Source organism: Sphingobacterium sp. N143 (genome assembly GCF_030325625.1).
Lineage (GTDB): Bacteria > Bacteroidota > Bacteroidia > Sphingobacteriales > Sphingobacteriaceae > Sphingobacterium.
Window position 1 is genome coordinate 138670 of the sequence record NZ_JACAIS010000007.1, and the last position, 19487, is coordinate 158156.

The following is a 19487-nucleotide window of genomic DNA, read 5'->3' on the forward strand; positions in this document are numbered from 1 at the left end:
TCTTATTTTAATCTCATACTTATCCCATTTTTAATTTGCCATGATATACTTGTATCCGAGACAGGTATATCATATGAAACCATCATGATTTATTCAAGCCATCGAGAATGAATAAATCTGATAGCCTCATCACTAAGAAAAGCAAGTTATACGGATGAACAAAACACTTTCACTTATTACAACCCTGGGGCTAGGCATTACAGCGTTACATGCACAGGAACAGACTTCAACAGATTCCATTCCAGCAGAAAGAAATAGCTTATTATCCAGAAGTAGTTTATTGTCAAAAGAACCCGCAAGGGCAAAATCATTTCAATTGGATGTTTTGCTGCGTGCAGGCCTGCAGGCGGACAACAGCGATGGCTCCGGTCAGGCAAAAGCTAATTTGGATGATGCCCGCATCTTGATGAGCGGCGATTACAATGATCAGCTTTCCTATAAAGTACGTTTTCGTCTGAACAGATCATTTGCACCAACGAGTCAGGACAATGGTTCCCGGGCATTGGATATGGCCTTCATCAAATATAAGTTCGGAAAAAACTTGAAGTGGTCTGTAACTGCAGGTAAGCAGAGCGCGATGGTAGGAAGTTATGAATTTGAAAATAATCCAATCTATGAGTATAAATTCACGGATTATGTTGATCGTATCCTGAACTTATTTGTGGTCGGGGGAACATTATCCTATGAAGTTAACCCTAATCATTCCCTACATGCGCAAGTGTATAATACCACGAACGATAGTTTTATGGATGTACATGCTAAAAATGGTTTCGCAGTAGGTGATCTGGAACGTTCGGCTGTACCCATGGGTGCTTACTTCACTTGGGTAGGAGCCTTTATGGATAAGAAGATCAATACCAAATGGTCCTATAATATCTCGCAGTTTGCCAAGGGGCACACCAATCATTCGGTCTCACTGGCAAACAAGTTTAAAACGCCAAAGCAGATGGTGTATTTAGATCTGCAATATTCTTATCTGGGTGTTGATCATGCTTTGATCGCATCATCGGCAATCAATGATTTTTATGGACGTACTGGGGCAGGACGTGTTTTGGCAAAGGATGTCAATTATGCTTCAGCCATTGTACGGTATGACCAGTTTTTAAGCCCCAAATGGGAAATAGCATTAAAAGGTGGTTATGAAACCGCTGGATCGAGAGATGATGATAAAGTGGGGAAGAGTTTCCGTCAGAACTGGACTTATTTTGCGGCGTTGCAACATAAGCCTTTTCATCATCAGGATTTGCGATTTTACCTGGGGTACGTAGGTAATACGGTAGACTATAAAGGGCACATGAATCTGGATAAAAGTCAATATAACCGCGTTGCCTTTGGCGCATATTTTACCATTCCGGTCCTGTAATAATTCCTTTAACAAAATAACAAATAATTATTTTTTATGCGTTTAACACCAAGAGAAACAGAAAAACTGCTATTGCATTTAGCAGGAGAATTGGCAGCAAAGCGACTAAAGCGTGGGGTGAAACTAAATTACCCTGAATGTATTGCCTATATCAGTGCCCAGATTATGGAGGAAGCAAGAGATGGTCGATCTGTTGCGGACTTAATGTCTTACGGTACGACTTTATTGAAAAGAAGCCAGGTCATGGAAGGGGTTCCTGAAATGATCCATGATGTGCAGATTGAGGTTACTTTTCCGGACGGTACCAAGTTGGTCACTGTTCATGATCCTATTCGTTAATAAATCTTAATAGTATGATTCCAGGAGAATACATTTTAAAAAAAGAAGAAATCAAAGCTAACGTGGGACGTAGAACCACGAGCCTTGTTGTAAAAAATGAAGGCGATAGACCGATTCAGGTGGGTTCGCACTATCATTTTTTTGAAGTAAACAAATTGCTTTCGTTTGACCGCGAGAAGGCATTTGGCATGCGCTTAAATATTCCTGCAAGTACAGCTGTACGGTTTGAACCAGGTGAACAGAAGTCTGTTGTGCTGGTTGAATTTGGTGGAAGTAAAGAAATTCACGGTTTCAATGGATTGACAAACGGAAAGTTAACTGACCAGCATGTCAAATCCAAAGCTGTTGAGAAAATGAAAAAATTAAAATTCAGACAATCTAAATAATATAGAATGGGAGGATGGAATAGACGCGAATGGATTAAGGTTGTAGGGCTCACGACATTGGGATCTACTGTTGGTCTACATGCGCTTGGTTTAGATAAACTAGGTTTAGATAAATCATCTGTTAAATATATTGATGGGGAACTTTATATCCCCAGAGAAAAATATGCTGCTCTTTTTGGCCCAACCACGGGTGATAAAGTGCGCTTGGCTGATACGGAGCTGTTTATAGAAATTGAAAAAGATTTCAACGTCTATGGCGAAGAAAATAAATTCGGTGGTGGTAAGACGATCCGTGATGGGATGGGACAATCTGCCCGTGCCCTGCGTGATGAGGATGTTCTGGACTTCTGTATCACCAATGTGATCATTATTGACCACTGGGGTATCGTGAAAGCTGATGTTGGTATTAAGGACGGTAAAATTGTCGGTATCGGAAAAGCAGGTAACCCTGACGTACAGGACGGTGTAACGAAAGGTATGGTCATCGGCGCTTCGACAGAAGTCCACGGGGGTGCAGGTTATGTCCTTACTGCCGGTGGTATTGATACACACATTCACTTTATATCACCACAGCAGATCGAGACGGCCTTGTATTCGGGTGTAACCACATTTATCGGTGGAGGTACCGGTCCAGCAGACGGTACACTGGCAACAACTGTTACATCGGGTAAATGGTATATCGAGCGTATGTTTGAAGCGTTTGAGAACTTACCGATCAACGTTGGGTTCTTCGGTAAAGGCAACGTCTCGACAACCAAGCCGATCGAGGAACAAATTGAAGCTGGTGCATTAGGGGTGAAAATCCACGAGGACTGGGGGGCTACGCCTGCAACGATTGATGCGGCTTTAAAAGTTGCAGATAAGTATGACGTTCAGGTAGCTATACACACGGATACCTTGAATGAAGCTGGTTTCTTGGAAGATACTGTTGCTGCAATAGATGGTCGTGTTATTCACACCTTCCATACGGAAGGAGCTGGTGGTGGTCACGCACCTGATATTATCAAAATAGCCATGTATCCTAACATTCTTCCTGCATCTACTAATCCGACAAAACCGTTTACGGTGAATACCGCTGAAGAGCATCTGGATATGTTGATGGTCTGCCATCACCTGGATAAAAACGTAAAAGAAGATGTTGCCTTTGCCGATTCACGTATCCGTCCACAGACGATCGCGGCTGAAGATATTCTTCAGGATATGGGGGTATTCTCCATTATGAGTTCGGATAGTCAGGCGATGGGACGTGTGGGTGAGGTGATCTCGCGTACATTCCAGACCGCACATAAAATGAAAATACAGCGTGGACCTTTGGCAGAGGATAAGGGTAAAGATAATGACAACTTCCGCGTAAAGCGTTATGTGTCCAAATTTACCATTAACCCTGCCAAAGCACATGGTGTTGATAAATATATCGGATCTATTGAAATCGGTAAATATGCCGATCTGATTTTGTGGAAACCAGAGTTGTTCGGGGTGAAGCCCGAGTTGATTATCAAAGGCGGTATGATTTTAGGTGCTAAAATGGGGGATGCCAATGCTTCTATTCCTACACCACAGCCGATTATCTACAGACCGATGTTCGGAAACTACGGTAAAGCGGTGTCAAAATTGTGTTTCAACTTCGTGTCCAAAATATCCATAGAGAATGGAAATATCCAGAAATTGAATTTATCACGTAAATGTTTACCAGTAGAAGGCTGTCGTACAGTAATGAAAAAAGATATGGTACATAATCACGCCACACCAAATATCGTGGTCAATCCTGAGACATATGAAGTAACTGTGGACGGAGTTTTAGCTACTTGTGAGCCATTAAAAGAGCTTCCAATGGCACAACGTTATTTCCTGTTCTAATTCAATCTATGATTTTAGCAAGAGACATTAAAGGCAATATTTGGGCGGATGGCAAGGAGCAGGATGCTGTGGAACTTGATTTTTTAGCGCTTGAATGGTTCGATACCGAGCGACGTGTCATTCGGGGATTCACTAGTCAGGGGCGGGAAATCGGATTTAAAAATCTGGGCGAGGACCCCTTGTTCGATGGTGATATCCTGTTTGAAACAGCGGAGCTCCGTGTTGTTGTCCGAATATTGCCCTGTCCTTGTTTGGTCGTACGGCCAAAAAATGTATTGGATATGGCAAGAATATGTTTGGAGATTGGCAATAAGCATATCCCTGTTTTTATCAACGCAGCTCATGAAATCATAGCGGCTTACGAAAATCCGCTATGGGAACAATTGCAGCGGGCTGGATTTACACCCACTAAAGAGTCTCGTGTAATCGAACGAACGCATACACTGCGCATACATCAGTATGCTGTCGTGCAAAATAAAATTAGCCTGGCAAAAGAAATGTAGGGAATATACTGTCTGAGGACACAATCCTATATATCGATATGCCGAGCCGATGCCATTAAAAATAAATAATTTAGAGATATGAATCCATTGTTGACATTGATGCAGATCAATGATTCCGTGTTTCCGATTGGAGGATTTACGCATTCCTATGGATTGGAAACTTATATTACCAAAGGTCTTGTACATGACTCAAAAACTGCCAAAGAGTATGCGCAGACTTTATTGGAACATAGCTTCTATTACAATGATGCAGCCTTTTTTCATAAGACATGGCAATTATGCGAAACAAAGGCAACCAAAAAAAAGGTAGCCGAGTTAGACGCCTTGATCACGGCTTTTAAAGCACCTTATGAAATTCGGGATGCCAGTAAAAAATTAGGCATACGCTTTCTAAAGCTGACCGAAAAATTGCAGCCGGTTAAGCGTTGTTCCGCTTATTTAAAAGCGATAAATGCCCAGGAACTGCATGGACACTACGCAATGGCTTTTGCCATGTTTGCACATGCACAGGGAATTAGTTATGCAGATGCACTGAGTGCTTTCTATTATAATTCGCTCAATGGCATTATGACCAATTGTGCAAAATTGGTTCCTATCAGTCAGATGGACGCACAACATATTCTGTTTAAACTGCAGCCATTGATCAATAAATTAGTTGCTGCACAGCCCACATTGGAAGAGGATTTAATCGGTAATTGCTGTATCGCGCAAGATATCCGTTGTATGCAACATGAAAAGCTATATACACGGATTTATATATCCTAGCAGTGGGAACATGGTCTAAACTTAAAAATTTATCTCTTTTAAGCGAGCTAAATCTTAACCTGGTAAATTTCATCCAAGCGATGTAAAAATTGGTAGTGGTGAAACCACCGGAGGCCGCATGAAAGCTTTAAAGGGAAAAACAAAATTATACGGATGAAAAAGACGTCAAAAAGAAACTATGTAAAAATTGGTGTTGCCGGACCTGTTGGATCAGGCAAGACTGCTTTGATCGAACGATTGACACGTTCGATGTCCGCAGATTATAGCATCTGTGTTGTTACAAATGATATTTATACACGTGAAGATGCGATGTATCTACAGCAAAATTCGGCATTGCCCGCAGAACGCATCATTGGTGTAGAGACCGGCGGATGTCCACATACCGCAATCCGTGAGGATGCATCGATGAATATTGAAGCTGTGGAAGAATTGGCTGACCGTTTTGAGGATGTGGAGCTGATTTTTGTTGAAAGTGGGGGGGATAATCTGACAGCAACGTTCAGCCCGGATTTGGCAGATTTAACCATTTTTGTGCTTGATGTTGCCGAAGGTGAAAAAATGCCACGTAAAGGCGGCCCTGGCATCACACGTTCAGACTTACTATTGATCAATAAAATTGATTTGGCACCCTATGTGCATGCGGATCTGGAAGTTATGCGTCAGGATACATTGCGGATGCGTGGAGAACGTCCTTTTATTTTTACGAATCTGATGACATTGGAAGGTTTGGAAGATGTAAAGAAATGGATCAGAGAATATGCTTTATTAGAACAAGTCGGCTAAAAACAAAGGGATATGGATAGTAAGATAGTAATAAATGTAGCCAAAGAGGATGGTAGAAGCAGGCTGAAAGAAAGCTACCATAATGCACCTTATAAATTGACCCATTATGGAGCAGCGAATCTCACTGACCATCTGGAAATGATTATCATGAGTGCATCACCTGGTATTATGGATACAGATCATCTTCATATTGATGTCCATGTAAAGGAAGAGGCTCAATTAAAGTTGTTTACGCAGTCTTTCAATAAATTGCATCCGATGAAAACTGGTGCTAGCCAGCATACTGATGTACAGGTTGCTGGGGGCGGTATATTACATTACATTCCGCATCCAGTTACACCTTTTAAAGACTCTATATTTAAGGCAACCAATCATATTCATCTGGCAGAAGATGCGGTTTTGATGTGGGGTGATATTATCAGTGTTGGGCGGATCTATATGAAAGAAGCATTTGAATTTGATCGTTTGCATACACAGACCAAGATTTTCAGATCCGGAAAGCTGGCCTTCATCGATAATCAGCTGTTGCAACCCAAGATGCAGCCCATTCAGAAAATGCTGTTTTTTGAAGGTTATACCCATCAGGCTACCTTTTTGTTCTCCGCTCTTTTTGCTCAAGAATTAAAAAACGAGCTTGATGAAATATTGACCGTAGAATACAACGACATCTCTTATGGATTTACCCAGGCTTCATCGGATGTTATTATGCTAAGAGCGCTGGGGTCTGATGGTGAACTGCTCTATGATTTTCTTCAGATGTTGGGGCAATTGTGCTGGGACTTTACGATGCATAAACTGTCGGTGTCGAAAGAAATTGAAGCCGTAGAAAATGAGGTAACTGAGCCTTTGCCAGTTGTGGCAGAAGTAGTAGTCGTGGAAGAGACAGTTATTGCTAAAAAGAAAAGCACAGCTAGTCCGCGTAACAAGAAAGTAAGCAAAAATAAACAGGGAGAAGAACTGAAATATGCGTAAACCGAAAGAGCCTGCCGAGATCCTTATTGAGTCCATTCCCAATTTTGAGCATGTTAAATTCAATCGTGAATCGGATATCTTGGATCTTTCCTACTTTGAAGTGAATAAGCGTGTTATCCATCGCAAAACGCGTAATGGTAATTCCGTAAAGATACATCGAGATGAGAGCACAGCACTACAGTCGGGACAATGTATTTATCATAGCGGTGATCTATTCATCCAGGTCAATATCTTACCTTGCCTTTGTGTACTGCTGGATAGCCAGGATCTTTCTGTAGTCGGCGAATTCTGTTTTGATGTGGGCAATCGTCATCTGCCTGTTTATCTGAAATCAGATGGGCGTTTTGCTGTTTCATATGATGGCAGGTTATATCAGGCGTTAAAAGAAAAATACAATGGTTCCATAACACTTGAAAATGCTATTTTGGAACCAGATGAACAAATTACTTACTCTCGGAGAGCTAAAAATTAAAAGAGATATGTCTGGTAAATCCCAGGTCAATTTTTGAATAAACTGGGGAAAATATGCATTTTTGTAGGTATGATATTTGGTGCGGAACTGCAAGCTTGGTATTTACAGCACAAACGTGATTTACCATGGCGCGAAACAAAAAATGCTTATAAAATCTGGCTTTCTGAAATTATCCTGCAACAGACCCGGGTTGAACAAGGGCTCCCTTATTATTTACGTTTTGTAGAACGTTTTAAAACTGTTGTTGATTTTGCGAATGCAAATGAAGATGATATTCTACATCTCTGGCAAGGACTGGGTTATTATTCCAGAGGAAGGAATATGCACAAGGCCGCAGGTATTGTCCGTGACCAGTATGATGGTGTTTTTCCTGTAGACTACAAAACTTTATTAACTCTTCCGGGGGTAGGAGAATATACAGCTGCGGCTATATCTTCCTTTGCCAATAATGAGGCTCAGGCGGTCTTGGATGGGAATGTGTTTCGGGTTCTCTCCCGATACTATGGTATAAATATTCCGATCAATTCTACGGAGGGGAAGAAGGTCTTTGCAACAATAGCCAAAGAGAATCTCGATCAGCAGCAGCCTGCACTGTATAATCAGGCAATTATGGATTTTGGGGCAATTCATTGCAAACCCAAGCAGCCATTGTGTGCGTCATGTATGTTTCGTGCCTCCTGTTATGCCCTGCTTCAAGGAGAGGTGGACCAATTACCCGTAAAACTTAAAGCCAAAGCAAGCAAGGACAGGTACTTCAATTATCTTATTCTGAAGGATGATAACCGTGTGCTGATGTCAAAACGGGGTGGGGGCGATGTGTGGCAAAATTTATACGAGTTTCCTTTAATAGAGTCTGATCGTACACTGAGCATACCTGAAATTCTTGAACATGAGCTGTTTGTTCAACATTTTGGACATACAGCAAATATCAACATTTTGCAAAAACAGACAAAGCATGTTTTGAGTCATCAGAATATCTATGCGACATTTTTTGAAGTGAGGTTAGCGGGCAGTCTAATTCAAAAAAAATCCAGTTGGGATTATGTATTTTTAAAAGATTTAGATAAATTAGCTAAACACAAGTTGATCTTTACTTTTTTGGAAAGATCAAATTTTTAACCATTTATGCTTTTAAATTATGTCAGGAGTTAACAAAGTCATTTTAGTGGGACATCTTGGAAAAGATCCCGAAATTCGCTATTTAGAAGGTAATGTATCTGTCGCCAGTTTTCCATTGGCAACTTCAGAAACTTATAATAAGGACGGGAAACGGGTTGAACAGACCGAGTGGCACAATATTGTGATGTGGCGTGGTTTGGCGGACGTGGCAGTGAAGTACCTCACAAAGGGTAAGTTGGTCTACATCGAGGGGCGTCTGCGTACGCGTACCTATGAGGATAAAGAAGGAATTAGACGGTATGCAACGGAAGTCGTCGCTGAAACTTTCACACTTTTGGGACGGAAATCGGATTTTGAACCTACTGGAGGCGCAAATGCAAATAATACTGCAAATACGCAAGCCCAGAAAACAGATGATAAGGAAGTAGAAGTCGATTTTACTGAAAATGACCAAGAAGATAACCCCTTGCCATTTTAAAACAATTTAGAAATATCTATACTATCTGAAGGATAGACAGCATAGCCAAAATTTCTTTTTAGCAGAAATTTTGGCTATGTTTGTTGTCATTATGTTGCAAGATAAAATTACGCAGTATACTGAAGAAATTAAGGCGTTTTCGCCATCTTCTTCAGCCGATGTAGAAAATTTCAGATTGAAGTTTTTAGTTTCCAAAGGGATCGTAAAGAATCTTTTTGATGAATTCAAAACCGTTACTCCTGAAGAGAAACGTACTTTGGGAAAAGTGTTGAATGACTTTAAACAATTGGCAGAAAATACATTCAAAGAAGGACAGGAGAAGTTTGGTGCGAATGAAAAACAAAAATCCCAGCAAATCGAAGGTGATTTAACACTGCCTGGAAATGGGTTTCAACTGGGATCTAGACATCCAATTTCATTAGTTCGTAAAGAAATTGTTGAAATCTTTAAGAAATTAGGGTTTATTGTTTCGGAAGGTCCAGAAATTGAGGACGACTGGCATAATTTTTCAGCTTTAAATTTTCCGCCTGAACATCCTGCTCGCGACATGCAAGATACGTTTTTTATTAAAAAACAAGAAGGTAATGATATTACGTTAAGAACACATACTTCTTCTGTGCAGGTTCGTTTGATGGAGGCGGGAAAGCCGCCATTCCGGGCTATTATGCCGGGACGGGTTTATAGAAATGAGGCTATCTCAGCACGTGCGCACTGCTTCTTTCATCAGGTAGAAGGCATATACGTGGATGAAAATGTTTCTTTTGCCGATTTGAAGCAGACATTATACCATTTTGTTCAGGAGATGTACGGAGAAGGTACAAAAGTACGTTTCAGGCCTTCTTATTTCCCGTTTACTGAACCTTCAGCTGAAATGGATATTTCCTGTACGATCTGTAAAGGTGCTGGATGTAATCTGTGTAAATATTCTGGTTGGGTAGAGATCCTGGGATGTGGCATGGTGGATCCTAATGTACTTGAAAATTGTGGTATCGACAGTAAAAAATATGCTGGCTTTGCCTTCGGTATGGGGATTGAACGTATTACGAACCTCAAATATGTGATTAAAGATTTACGTCTTTTCTCAGAAAATGATACACGTTTCTTAGCTCAATTTGAAACGGAATTAATATAACTCATGATTAGAAGGGCTGTTAAAATCATCACATTGCTTTCGGCTTTATTGGAACTTATATTGAAGAAGAGCCAATGCAATGTGATGTGTTGTAGTCTTGTCCCTTTCCTCGACATTTGTCATTAGTATTACCTGAAGCATATGGAACCAGATCATATCATTGAATCCATAAAAAGAACTGCACGGGAACTTTTTCGTCAAAATGGTTATCATAAGACCAGTGTAAATGCACTGGCAAAGAAGGCCAAGGTTGCTAAGGCTACTGTTTACAAGTATTTCGATAGTAAAGAGATGATTTTGCATGCTATTCTGATGGACTACCTTCGGGCGAGTTTGCAGGATATCCTAAAAACCGCAAAATACGAGGATGATATGGCTTCTTTCTTGGCATTTACTATTCTGCGCGTTAGTCGATTGACCTATACGGCCTGTAATGAACTGATTGGCTGGGAATTTATACGTGAATCTGCGAATGCTCAGGAATACCTCAAAACACTATCCGAGGACCTGGAATTTTTGCTTTTGAGTACATTTATCCAGAACGAGAAGATTAATGAAGCCATCAATGAAGAAAAATTGACGTTTCTGATAAAATCCAGTAAAAGTATCGTATTCTCGTTTGCCTTTACGGCTGTCACAGATGCCGATGTGCGTAAAAATTTTATTTCATTTCAAAAGGAGATCCTACCTTATTTGGTCCAGGCCACTGTTCAATAAGACCTGGCTTACTCTGGTCTCGCCTTCAATTTAATCAGCTTTTGATATCATCTTTTCATGATGATTTATTTTTGTCTATAAGAAGACACCTTCCTTTTACGCTAAGCGCTCAAAAAAAAATAGATTGACCATTCGGGTAAGAAACATTTTCTTAAGAAAATAAGGAGCGATGAAAAGTAGTTATAAAAATCGTATTTTTGCGAACTATGAGTAGAAGAATTCCACAAGAGAAGAAGTTCTTGAAAGATATTGCCATCATTGATATTGCCGAAGAGGGCAGAGGTGTTGGGAAAACTGAAGATTTGGTTTTGTTTGTAGAAAAAGCTGTGCCTGGTGATGTTGTTGACGTTGAGCTCCTGCGTAAGAAAAAGAATTTTGCTGAGGCTAAAGTTACCAGTCTGAAAGAAGCATCGGAATACCGTGTTGATCCTTTTTGTGAACACTTTGGCGTTTGTGGTGGTTGCAAATGGCAACATATGAGCTATGAATCCCAGTTGAAATTTAAGCAGCAATCTGTTGATAATGCGCTGTCGCGTATTGGAAAAGTGGATACTGCCTCCATGGAAGGTATTTTAGGGTCAGCTCAGACGGAGTATTATAGAAATAAATTAGAATATACTTTTTCCAACAAAAAATGGCTGACGTCTGTTGATGAAAATCTGCCTGAGTTGGAAATGAATGCATTAGGGTTCCATGTGCCCGGACGGTTTGACAAAATCCTAGATATAGATCATTGTTTTCTTCAAGAAAATCCTTCAAATGAGATTCGTAATGCTATTCGTGATTTTGCGATTCGTGAAGGAATGACTTTTTATGATCTTCGAGCACATTCAGGGGTATTACGAAATCTGATTATTCGGATATCATCAACTGGTGAGATGATGGTGATCGTGGTGTTTGCCTACCCTGAGGAAGGTCAAGTGGACTCATTGATGAATTTTGTCAAGGAGAAGTTCCCTCAAATTGCCTCTCTTCTTTATATCATAAATCAAAAACGGAATGATACCATCTTTGATCAGGATATACAGGTATATGCCGGTCGAGATTTTATTTATGAGGAAATGGAAGGACTTAAATATAAGGTTGGGCCAAAGTCATTTTATCAGACCAATTCGGCACAGGCTTATGAACTCTATAAAATCACACGTGACTTTGCGGATTTGAAGGGGGATGAGCTGGTATATGATTTATATACCGGAGCTGGTACTATTGCGAATTTCGTTGCGAAAAAGGTTAAAGAAGTGATTGGAGTCGAGTATGTTCCTTCAGCCATTGAAGATGCAAAAGTGAATTCCTCCCTCAATAATATCAATAATACCAAGTTTTATGCCGGAGATATGAAAGATGTTTTGACTCCAGCTTTCATTGCTGAACATGGTAAGCCAGATGTTGTTATAACAGATCCACCAAGAGCAGGGATGCATGCTGATGTTGTGGCACGTTTATTGGAAATGGAATCGCCTAAGGTTGTTTACGTTAGCTGCAATGCTGCAACACAAGCAAGAGATTTGGCTCTATTAGCTGATAAATATGTGGTGAAACGTATAAAACCGGTCGATATGTTTCCACATACACAACATGTTGAAAATGTTGTTCTATTGGAACTAAAGAAATAGCATAGTATTATGGAAGTAGAGGATTTATTTTCAGGTGCTTCAAAAGCGGAAGGATCACAGTCTACAGGGCCGAGCCCTTTGAAAAGCTTGCAGATCGATCTTGATTTTTATAGTGAATCAATTCGGGAAGTGGCTTTAGAAATTGTTGAAGAAGGGTATTCGGCTTTCCCCATTTTTGTAGCACATCAGCATGAAGTATCAGTTGGAGAAGTGATCTTGGATCGTAAAGAGTTGGAAACGAACTGGACAATTAATGCTTCGACGCTGGAAGAGTTTATACAAATGGATATCATACAAGAAAATCGTAAATCAGCGTTTATACAAAATTATAAACCAGCAAAAGATTATATGTGCTTATTTGTTGTGGTGGCTGAAGGTGCTAATTTTGTCTTTTATCCCTATAAGTAGTGACAGGTAACATTTAAACTTTTTTAACAATACAAATGTTAAACTATTACTACTTTAGCATAGTAGGTTAAGTCGTATTGGATAGAAAAAGTTCAAGAATCTACAGGGTGGCCTTTTTTGCAAGGGCGCTATTATTTCATTGCCTTGAGTGATGCAGAAGAATAGATTGTAGGGATAGGCATAATATGAATAAACAATTTGTTCCAATGAGAAGAATACGTATACATATAGGGGTGGTGGGAGTGTTTTTATTGTTGTTAAGTACGTTTAATGCAAGAGCGCAGCATATACAGAAGGTTTCTGGAATGGTTATGCAAAAAGGTACTGCCAATAGAATCGGTGATGTGGTGGTTCATAATTTGCGGACCAACAGGTCTGTGATGACAAACTCTTTTGGTGTTTTTACAATTGATGCTTCTGTAGGAGACTCTTTGTCTTTCACTAAAGTTGGTTTTTCACCTGTGAAGACTGCTTTGACGGATTTGGATGAATTTTACATCGAAATGCAGGAGGGGATCAAGCTTGAAACGGTTACTGTCGAGCGAAAATCAAAAGAGGCAGAGTTGAATGAAGCGATGGGGAATTATTCTAAAAAAGGGGTTTATAACGGTGGGAAGAATAAGTTCGGTACTTATTTAGGGAGCCCGGCTACTGCACTTTATAATCTTTTTGGAAGAGAAGCTAAGAATGCGAAACGCTTTGGTCGATTTATGGATAGAGAAAAGGAGGAGTTGCAGGTAGACCGTATATTTTCCAGGCAAGCAGTCAAGAATTTGACAAAATTAGATAGCGCAGACTTGGATGCCTTTATGGTGCGTTATCGCCCTTCGTTTGAGCTAGCTGAACATTGGGGGCAATATGATCTCATGCATTATGTACAACAATCTTTGGAAGATTTTAATGCGCAGGGCCGACCTAAGGAATCGCTGTTACCAGATATTGAAGTTAAAACGCAGGAAAAATAGTGAGTCTCTTTCAATACCCATAATTGCTCGGAGGAGCTATTGATTAATATTGCTGGATAGGGCATTGCTTCCATTTATTGTAGCCAGATAGCCTCATGTCGATGATGTTTTTAGTGTAATAGAACAAAAATGTAAATAACTTCAGGTTTTGGCACTTTGTTTGATTTCATTAAGGGATAATTATTAGTTAGAATATTAAAAGTCTTAGATAGCTTATGAAAATGAATAGAAAATTAGCTGTATTTGGTTTGACTGTTGCGACCTCAGCTATGTTATTTGGAAGTTGTTCTACAATCCAAAATACAAATAATACAACTAAAGGTGGTGTTATAGGTGGTGTTGCCGGTGGAGCTTTAGGAGCTCTAATTGGCGGAAAAGCCGGTAATACTGCTATAGGTACATTGGCCGGTGCTGCTATTGGCGGTGCAGCGGGTGTATTGATTGGTAAAAAGATGGACAAACAAGCTGCTGAAATTTCTAAAACAGTTGAAGGTGCTGAAGTTACCCAATCAGCAGAAGGTATCGTTGTAAAATTTGATTCTGGAATTTTATTCGATTTCAATAAGTCTGATTTAAAGGCCTCTGCTAAAGATAATATTGCAAACCTGGTAACGACTTTGAATAAAGAGCAAGGTACGGAGATTTTAGTTATTGGACACACGGATAATGTTGGTACTTTAGCTGCGAATGAAAAAGTATCTTTAGATCGTGCAAATGCAGTACGTGCTTTTGCTGTGTCTAAGGGATTGGCTTCTTCTCGTATCCAAACTGAAGGAAGAAATTTTGCTGAACCAATCGCGAGTAATGATACTGAAGCCGGTCGTGCCCAAAACCGCCGTGTGGAGATCGTTATTGTAGCGGGTGATCAAATGAAGAAAGAGGCCAAACAGGAAGCTGGTCAATAAACTGTGTTTTGCTGTATTGCCCACTTATTGCATTGTCTGGGTAACTCACATACAAAATAAAATGTGCCCTTAATAATGGAAAAGGCGTTGATAACTTCAACGCCTTTTCCGTTAAAATTTGACAAAGTATAAACTATATTTCTATCTGACAAACTGTCATTATATGGATTTTAATTTCTAACTTTGTAGTCTTTGAAATTATCATGGGGCTAAGATCAACCCTTAAAATGAAGAAGGATATTTTACTTATGATAGCTTCACTTCGATTAAAAATTATATTCTAATGAATATTGAGTTATGCTAGATTTAACACATACAACTAAGGAACATGACGAATCTCGTCAGGGGGAGGCATTGTTATTGGAACAAGATCCGACATTAAGCAATGGGCGCAAATTATATATTGAAAGTTACGGTTGCCAAATGAACTTCTCGGATAGTGAGATTGTTGCTTCTATTCTTCTAGATAAAGGTTTTGAAACGACCAAAAACTATCAGGAAGCTGATGTCGTCTTTATCAATACTTGTTCTATCCGTGAAAATGCTGAGCAGCGCGTGCGTAATCGACTGAAAGAGTTTGAGGCTGCAAAGGCAAAAAATCCTGGAATGATTGTAGGTGTGTTGGGATGTATGGCAGAGCGCTTAAAATCGAAGTTTCTGGAAGAGGAGAAACTAGTAGATGTGGTTGTGGGACCTGATGCCTATCGTGATTTACCAAACTTAATTGACAAGGTGGATGACGGAGCTAAGGCGGTCAATGTTTTACTGTCAAGAGAGGAGACTTACGCTGATATTAATCCTGTCCGATTAAATTCAAATGGTGTCACAGCTTTTATTTCTATCATGCGGGGATGCGATAACATGTGCTCCTTCTGTGTGGTTCCTTTTACCAGAGGACGCGAACGTAGCCGGGATCCACACTCTATTGTGAAGGAAGCTCAGGACTTATTCAATGCAGGATATAAGGAAGTAACCTTGCTGGGACAGAACGTAGACTCTTACAAACACACAGCCCCAGTTGCTGAAGGGGAGACCCCGGCAGAGACTGTGACATTTGCTAAGTTGCTGACAATGGTTGCTGAGGTGAGCCCACTTTTACGTGTTCGTTTTTCAACCTCCCATCCAAAAGATATTACTGACGAGGTTTTGTTTGCCATTGCTTCACATGAGAATATTTGTAATTATATTCATTTGCCTGTTCAGTCCGGGAATTCCAGAATATTGGAACTGATGAATCGTACATATGACCGTGAATGGTATATGGAACGTGTGGATGCGATCCGTCGAATTATTCCTGATTGTGCTATTTCTACCGACGTCATCACAGGCTTCTGTACAGAAACCGAAGAAGAGCATCAGGAGACTTTGTCGATGATGGATTTTGTTAAATATGATTTTGCATACATGTTTGCCTATTCTGAAAGGCCAGGTACATTAGCTGCGAAGCGTTATGAAGATGATATTGCTGAAGATATAAAAAAACGTCGTTTGACAGAAGTCATCAACAAACAGCGCGATCATAGCTTGTATCGTTATCAGAATTTTGTTGGAAAAGTGTGTAAAGTTCTTATTGAAGGTTTTTCTAAAAGATCTGAATCTGACTTTTGTGGTCGTAATGATCAAAACGCTTTAGTCGTGTTTCCGATAGATCCCTGTTACAAACAAGGCGATTATGTCAACGTACTTATTGAATCATGTACTTCTGCAACATTATTGGGTAAAATTGTCGATTAAAATTTAAAATAATTTATTTCCAACTGGAAATTTATGGATAATCAAGATATAAAAAATAGGTTTGGAATCATTGGTAATTCACCGTTGTTAAATCGGGCGATAGATATTGCTCGACAAGTGGCTCCAACTGATATTTCTGTATTAATACAAGGTGAAAGCGGTAGTGGTAAAGAAGTTTTTTCGCATATTATCCATCAATTGAGCTCCCGAAAACATGGGCCCTTTATTGCGGTCAATTGTGGAGCTATTCCGGAAGGTACGATTGATTCCGAACTATTTGGTCATGAGAAAGGTTCCTTCACAGGCGCTCATGAAGCACGCAAAGGGTATTTTGAGGTTGTTGATGGCGGAACGATTTTTTTAGATGAAGTGGGTGAGTTGCCACTGGGGACTCAAGCGAGATTACTGCGTGTATTGGAATCAGGAGAATATATCCGTGTAGGATCTTCCAAAGTACAAAAAACGAATGTACGCGTTGTTGCTGCGACAAATGTAAACATGTTTGAGGCAGTTCAAAAAGGAAAATTTCGAGAGGATCTGTATTACCGTTTGAACACGGTGCCTTTGCGTGTGCCTTCCTTACGTGAACGCCCAGAAGATATCAACTTGTTATTTCGTAAGTTTATTGTCGATTTTTCAGAAAAATATCGTTCACCAGGTGTACAATTGACAGAAGATGCACAAAATATGCTACGAAATTATAGTTGGCCTGGAAATGTACGTCAATTAAAGAATGTTGCCGAGCAGATTGCTGTTCTGGAAAAAGAACGGATTGTTGACGCCCCTACATTACAGAATTATTTGCCAAATGAATCACGTACAAGTTTGCCTGCGATTGTTTCTTCAAATAAGGGTGCAAAAGAAGATTTTTCTGAAAGAGACCTGTTGTACAAGGTCCTGTTTGACATGAAGAAGGACATGGTAGACCTGAAAAAGCTGGTTGTGGAGCTCATTCAAAAAGGAGTAGACTCAAACACGTTTGATCAGAATTCTCCATATATCAATCAATTGTATCAAGAAATCGAGCCTCAATTGAAATCCGAATCTGAAGGATATGACGGTACGCCAACATTAACTATCCATTCACCGAATAATTCGGCTAATGTATTGAAAGGATCAGTTGCACAGGATGATTATTTGCAAGATGCCCAAGAGGTGGAGGAATCATTGTCTCTTGTTGACAAGGAATCAGATCTGATCAAAAAAGCTTTGAAAAAACATCGCGGTAAGCGTAAAGCTGCAGCTCAGGAGTTGGGAATTTCTGAAAGGACTTTGTATAGAAAAATTAAAGACTTAAATTTAGATTAAGGTTTTAGCAAATGTTGTCAAAAAGAATTTTATATATCCTTCTCACGACGATCTTTCTATTTATATTGAATGGTTGTGGGGTGAAGTATGGTTTTACCGGGGGGTCTATTCCAGAAGGAATGAAGACAGTCAACATTCAGTATTTTGAAAATATTGCACCGTTGGTTTACCCTACCCTTAGTCAAAATTTTACAGAAGCTTTAAAAGAGCGTATTCGAAATCAATCTCGGTTGAGTCAGGTCAATCAGGATGGAGATGCTACTTTTGAAGGTTTTATTACAGATTATACCATCAGCCCGGCGGCAGTTGAAGCAGGTACAGACCGTGCTGCAATGAATAGATTGACTATTACAGTCAAAGTCTCCTATCATAATAAGCTTAATCCTAAGGATGACTTTGAACAGCCTTTTACCCGGTTTAAGGAATTTGCTGGAAATCTGCAAAGCGCACAAGAAGAGACTTTGGGTAAAGAGATTATTCTGATGCTAACGGAGGATATATATAATAAGGCATTTGCTAATTGGTAATTTTATTTATAAGATGAATCTTAACATGCCATTATCCAATAACGAGCTTTTCTTTCAAGCAATCCATTATCCTGAATCTGTCGAGCAGGACATAATATTGGCATTGATTGAAAAATATCCTTATGTGCAAAGCCTACGATTTGCATATGAACGCAAAATTTTTGGAGAAGGGGGGGGCGTCCAGGACTTGTCGTCTGCGTTGCTTTATGCTTCCTCACCCAATTGGTTATATGAATTTGTACATAATAAGCCGGCGGATACCAAATCATTAGCGAGTGAAACCATATTATCTACTGAAGAAGTTGATGCCGCTACAATAATCATGACAGATGAGTCCGAGCATGATGTCGAACATGTGGCAGTGGACAATCTAGAAGAGGAAATTATTGATGTAGAAGTTACAGCAACTGATGCAATTCCACCAACACATAAAGATTTAGACGAACTTGATCAATTGATTCAGGCAGGTGTGGCGCAGGATTATTTCCGTACCAAAGAATCGAAAAAAGAGGTTAATGTTGTTGAAGAAGCCCAGATTGTTGAGCCAGTCGGTTCAGAAGCAATGATGGATTCATCTATAAACCGTCAAGAGCGGGTTACAGTGTATGACGATGATACCATGCCCTATAGTTTTTTATGGTGGTTGCATAAGACACGCCTTGAGTATGCAGAGACTTATCAACCTTATGTAAAGTCTCCAATAGGTCCGATGACACCATCCAGCGATGATATTGCAAAGATTCATGAAAGGTTAGATAGTCAATTGCTGGACCAACAGATACGGGAGAATATCTTTCATTTACAATCACCTGAAGCGAAGTTAAGTGATGAAGTGAAAACGACGATCGCATTTCAGATTCCTCGTAAGACGGATGAAGTGATCGAGAAATTTATTCGGGAGGAGCCTATGATTCAACCTTTGCAGGCTGAAAAATTAGACTTGGAGAATAAAGCCCGAAAAAGCTCTGAGGATCAGTATTCACTTGTTACGGAAACGCTGGCAAAAATATATGCTGAACAGGGTTTATATCCTAAAGCAATAGATGTTTACAAAAAATTAGTTTTGAAATATCCGGAAAAAAATGCTTACTTTGCGGCACATATCATAGAGTTAGAAAAGAAATTAAATTAATTATAT

General features: G+C 39.8%; 21 protein-coding genes. All 21 read left to right on the top strand.

Going from position 1 to position 19487, the window contains the following annotated elements; translation table 11 throughout:
- Window positions 1–154: 154 nt before the first annotated feature.
- The 21 genes from HX021_RS14345 to HX021_RS14445 all read left to right on the top strand — a co-directional run bounded on the left by HX021_RS14345 (window position 155) and on the right by HX021_RS14445 (window position 19481).
- The gene (locus tag HX021_RS14345) at window positions 155–1363 is read left to right on the top strand and encodes a porin (RefSeq protein ID WP_286591109.1); all 1209 of its coding nucleotides are present in this window, start codon (window positions 155–157) and stop codon (window positions 1361–1363) included.
- Between the two features lie 36 nt (window positions 1364–1399).
- The gene (gene ureA / locus HX021_RS14350; RefSeq protein WP_046674789.1) at window positions 1400–1702 is read left to right on the top strand and encodes an urease subunit gamma; all 303 of its coding nucleotides are present in this window, start codon (window positions 1400–1402) and stop codon (window positions 1700–1702) included.
- A gap of 14 nt (window positions 1703–1716) precedes the next feature.
- On the top strand, window positions 1717–2088 hold the full coding sequence (ureB, locus tag HX021_RS14355) for an urease subunit beta (RefSeq protein ID WP_286591115.1): 372 nt from the start codon (window positions 1717–1719) through the stop codon (window positions 2086–2088).
- Between the two features lie 6 nt (window positions 2089–2094).
- The gene (gene ureC, locus HX021_RS14360) at window positions 2095–3945 is read left to right on the top strand and encodes an urease subunit alpha (protein ID WP_286591116.1); all 1851 of its coding nucleotides are present in this window, start codon (window positions 2095–2097) and stop codon (window positions 3943–3945) included.
- Window positions 3946–3953: 8 nt separating this feature from the next.
- A complete protein-coding gene (locus HX021_RS14365; protein WP_286591117.1) occupies window positions 3954–4448 on the top strand; it encodes an urease accessory protein UreE in 495 nt (164 codons plus the stop codon).
- Between the two features lie 78 nt (window positions 4449–4526).
- Window positions 4527–5213, top strand: coding sequence for an urease accessory protein UreF (locus HX021_RS14370; protein ID WP_286591118.1), 687 nt, complete (start codon window positions 4527–4529; stop codon window positions 5211–5213).
- Between the two features lie 153 nt (window positions 5214–5366).
- Window positions 5367–5996: an urease accessory protein UreG gene (gene ureG, locus HX021_RS14375; RefSeq protein ID WP_286591119.1), complete on the top strand. Its 630-nt coding sequence runs from the start codon at window positions 5367–5369 to the stop codon at window positions 5994–5996.
- A gap of 12 nt (window positions 5997–6008) precedes the next feature.
- Window positions 6009–6968, top strand: coding sequence for an urease accessory protein UreD (locus HX021_RS14380; RefSeq protein WP_286591120.1), 960 nt, complete (start codon window positions 6009–6011; stop codon window positions 6966–6968).
- Window positions 6961–7440 carry an urease accessory protein UreE gene (locus HX021_RS14385; RefSeq protein WP_286591122.1) on the top strand — a complete coding sequence of 160 codons (480 nt, stop codon included), beginning with the start codon at window positions 6961–6963 and terminating at the stop codon, window positions 7438–7440. Before HX021_RS14380 ends, HX021_RS14385 begins: the two co-directional genes overlap by 8 nt.
- 69 nt (window positions 7441–7509) lie before the next feature.
- Window positions 7510–8559 carry an A/G-specific adenine glycosylase gene (gene mutY / locus HX021_RS14390; RefSeq protein WP_286591123.1) on the top strand — a complete coding sequence of 350 codons (1050 nt, stop codon included), beginning with the start codon at window positions 7510–7512 and terminating at the stop codon, window positions 8557–8559.
- 19 nt (window positions 8560–8578) lie between these two features.
- Complete coding sequence (locus HX021_RS14395; RefSeq protein WP_286591124.1) at window positions 8579–9037, top strand: single-stranded DNA-binding protein; 459 nt, start codon at window positions 8579–8581, stop codon at window positions 9035–9037.
- A 91-nt stretch (window positions 9038–9128) separates the two neighbouring features.
- On the top strand, window positions 9129–10169 hold the full coding sequence (gene pheS, locus HX021_RS14400) for a phenylalanine--tRNA ligase subunit alpha (RefSeq protein WP_286591311.1): 1041 nt from the start codon (window positions 9129–9131) through the stop codon (window positions 10167–10169).
- A gap of 141 nt (window positions 10170–10310) precedes the next feature.
- Complete coding sequence (locus tag HX021_RS14405; RefSeq protein ID WP_286591125.1) at window positions 10311–10886, top strand: TetR/AcrR family transcriptional regulator; 576 nt, start codon at window positions 10311–10313, stop codon at window positions 10884–10886.
- 206 nt (window positions 10887–11092) lie between these two features.
- Window positions 11093–12502 (top strand): 23S rRNA (uracil(1939)-C(5))-methyltransferase RlmD, encoded by a 1410-nt coding sequence (rlmD, locus tag HX021_RS14410; protein ID WP_286591126.1) that lies wholly within the window; start codon window positions 11093–11095, stop codon window positions 12500–12502.
- Between the two features lie 9 nt (window positions 12503–12511).
- Window positions 12512–12910 carry a hypothetical protein gene (locus HX021_RS14415; protein ID WP_286591127.1) on the top strand — a complete coding sequence of 133 codons (399 nt, stop codon included), beginning with the start codon at window positions 12512–12514 and terminating at the stop codon, window positions 12908–12910.
- Window positions 12911–13116: 206 nt separating this feature from the next.
- Window positions 13117–13875, top strand: coding sequence for a hypothetical protein (locus HX021_RS14420; protein ID WP_286591129.1), 759 nt, complete (start codon window positions 13117–13119; stop codon window positions 13873–13875).
- Window positions 13876–14090: 215 nt separating this feature from the next.
- Window positions 14091–14780, top strand: a complete 690-nt coding sequence (locus tag HX021_RS14425) for a YiaD family glycine zipper/OmpA-like lipoprotein (RefSeq protein ID WP_286591130.1) — start codon at window positions 14091–14093, stop codon at window positions 14778–14780.
- Window positions 14781–15077: 297 nt separating this feature from the next.
- Window positions 15078–16514: a tRNA (N6-isopentenyl adenosine(37)-C2)-methylthiotransferase MiaB gene (gene miaB, locus HX021_RS14430; protein WP_286591131.1), complete on the top strand. Its 1437-nt coding sequence runs from the start codon at window positions 15078–15080 to the stop codon at window positions 16512–16514.
- Between the two features lie 33 nt (window positions 16515–16547).
- Window positions 16548–17822 (top strand): sigma-54 interaction domain-containing protein, encoded by a 1275-nt coding sequence (locus tag HX021_RS14435; protein WP_286591132.1) that lies wholly within the window; start codon window positions 16548–16550, stop codon window positions 17820–17822.
- Window positions 17823–17833: 11 nt separating this feature from the next.
- On the top strand, window positions 17834–18349 hold the full coding sequence (locus HX021_RS14440; RefSeq protein WP_286591133.1) for an LptE family protein: 516 nt from the start codon (window positions 17834–17836) through the stop codon (window positions 18347–18349).
- Between the two features lie 13 nt (window positions 18350–18362).
- Complete coding sequence (locus tag HX021_RS14445) at window positions 18363–19481, top strand: hypothetical protein (RefSeq protein WP_286591134.1); 1119 nt, start codon at window positions 18363–18365, stop codon at window positions 19479–19481.
- The last annotated feature ends 6 nt before the right edge of the window (window positions 19482–19487 follow it).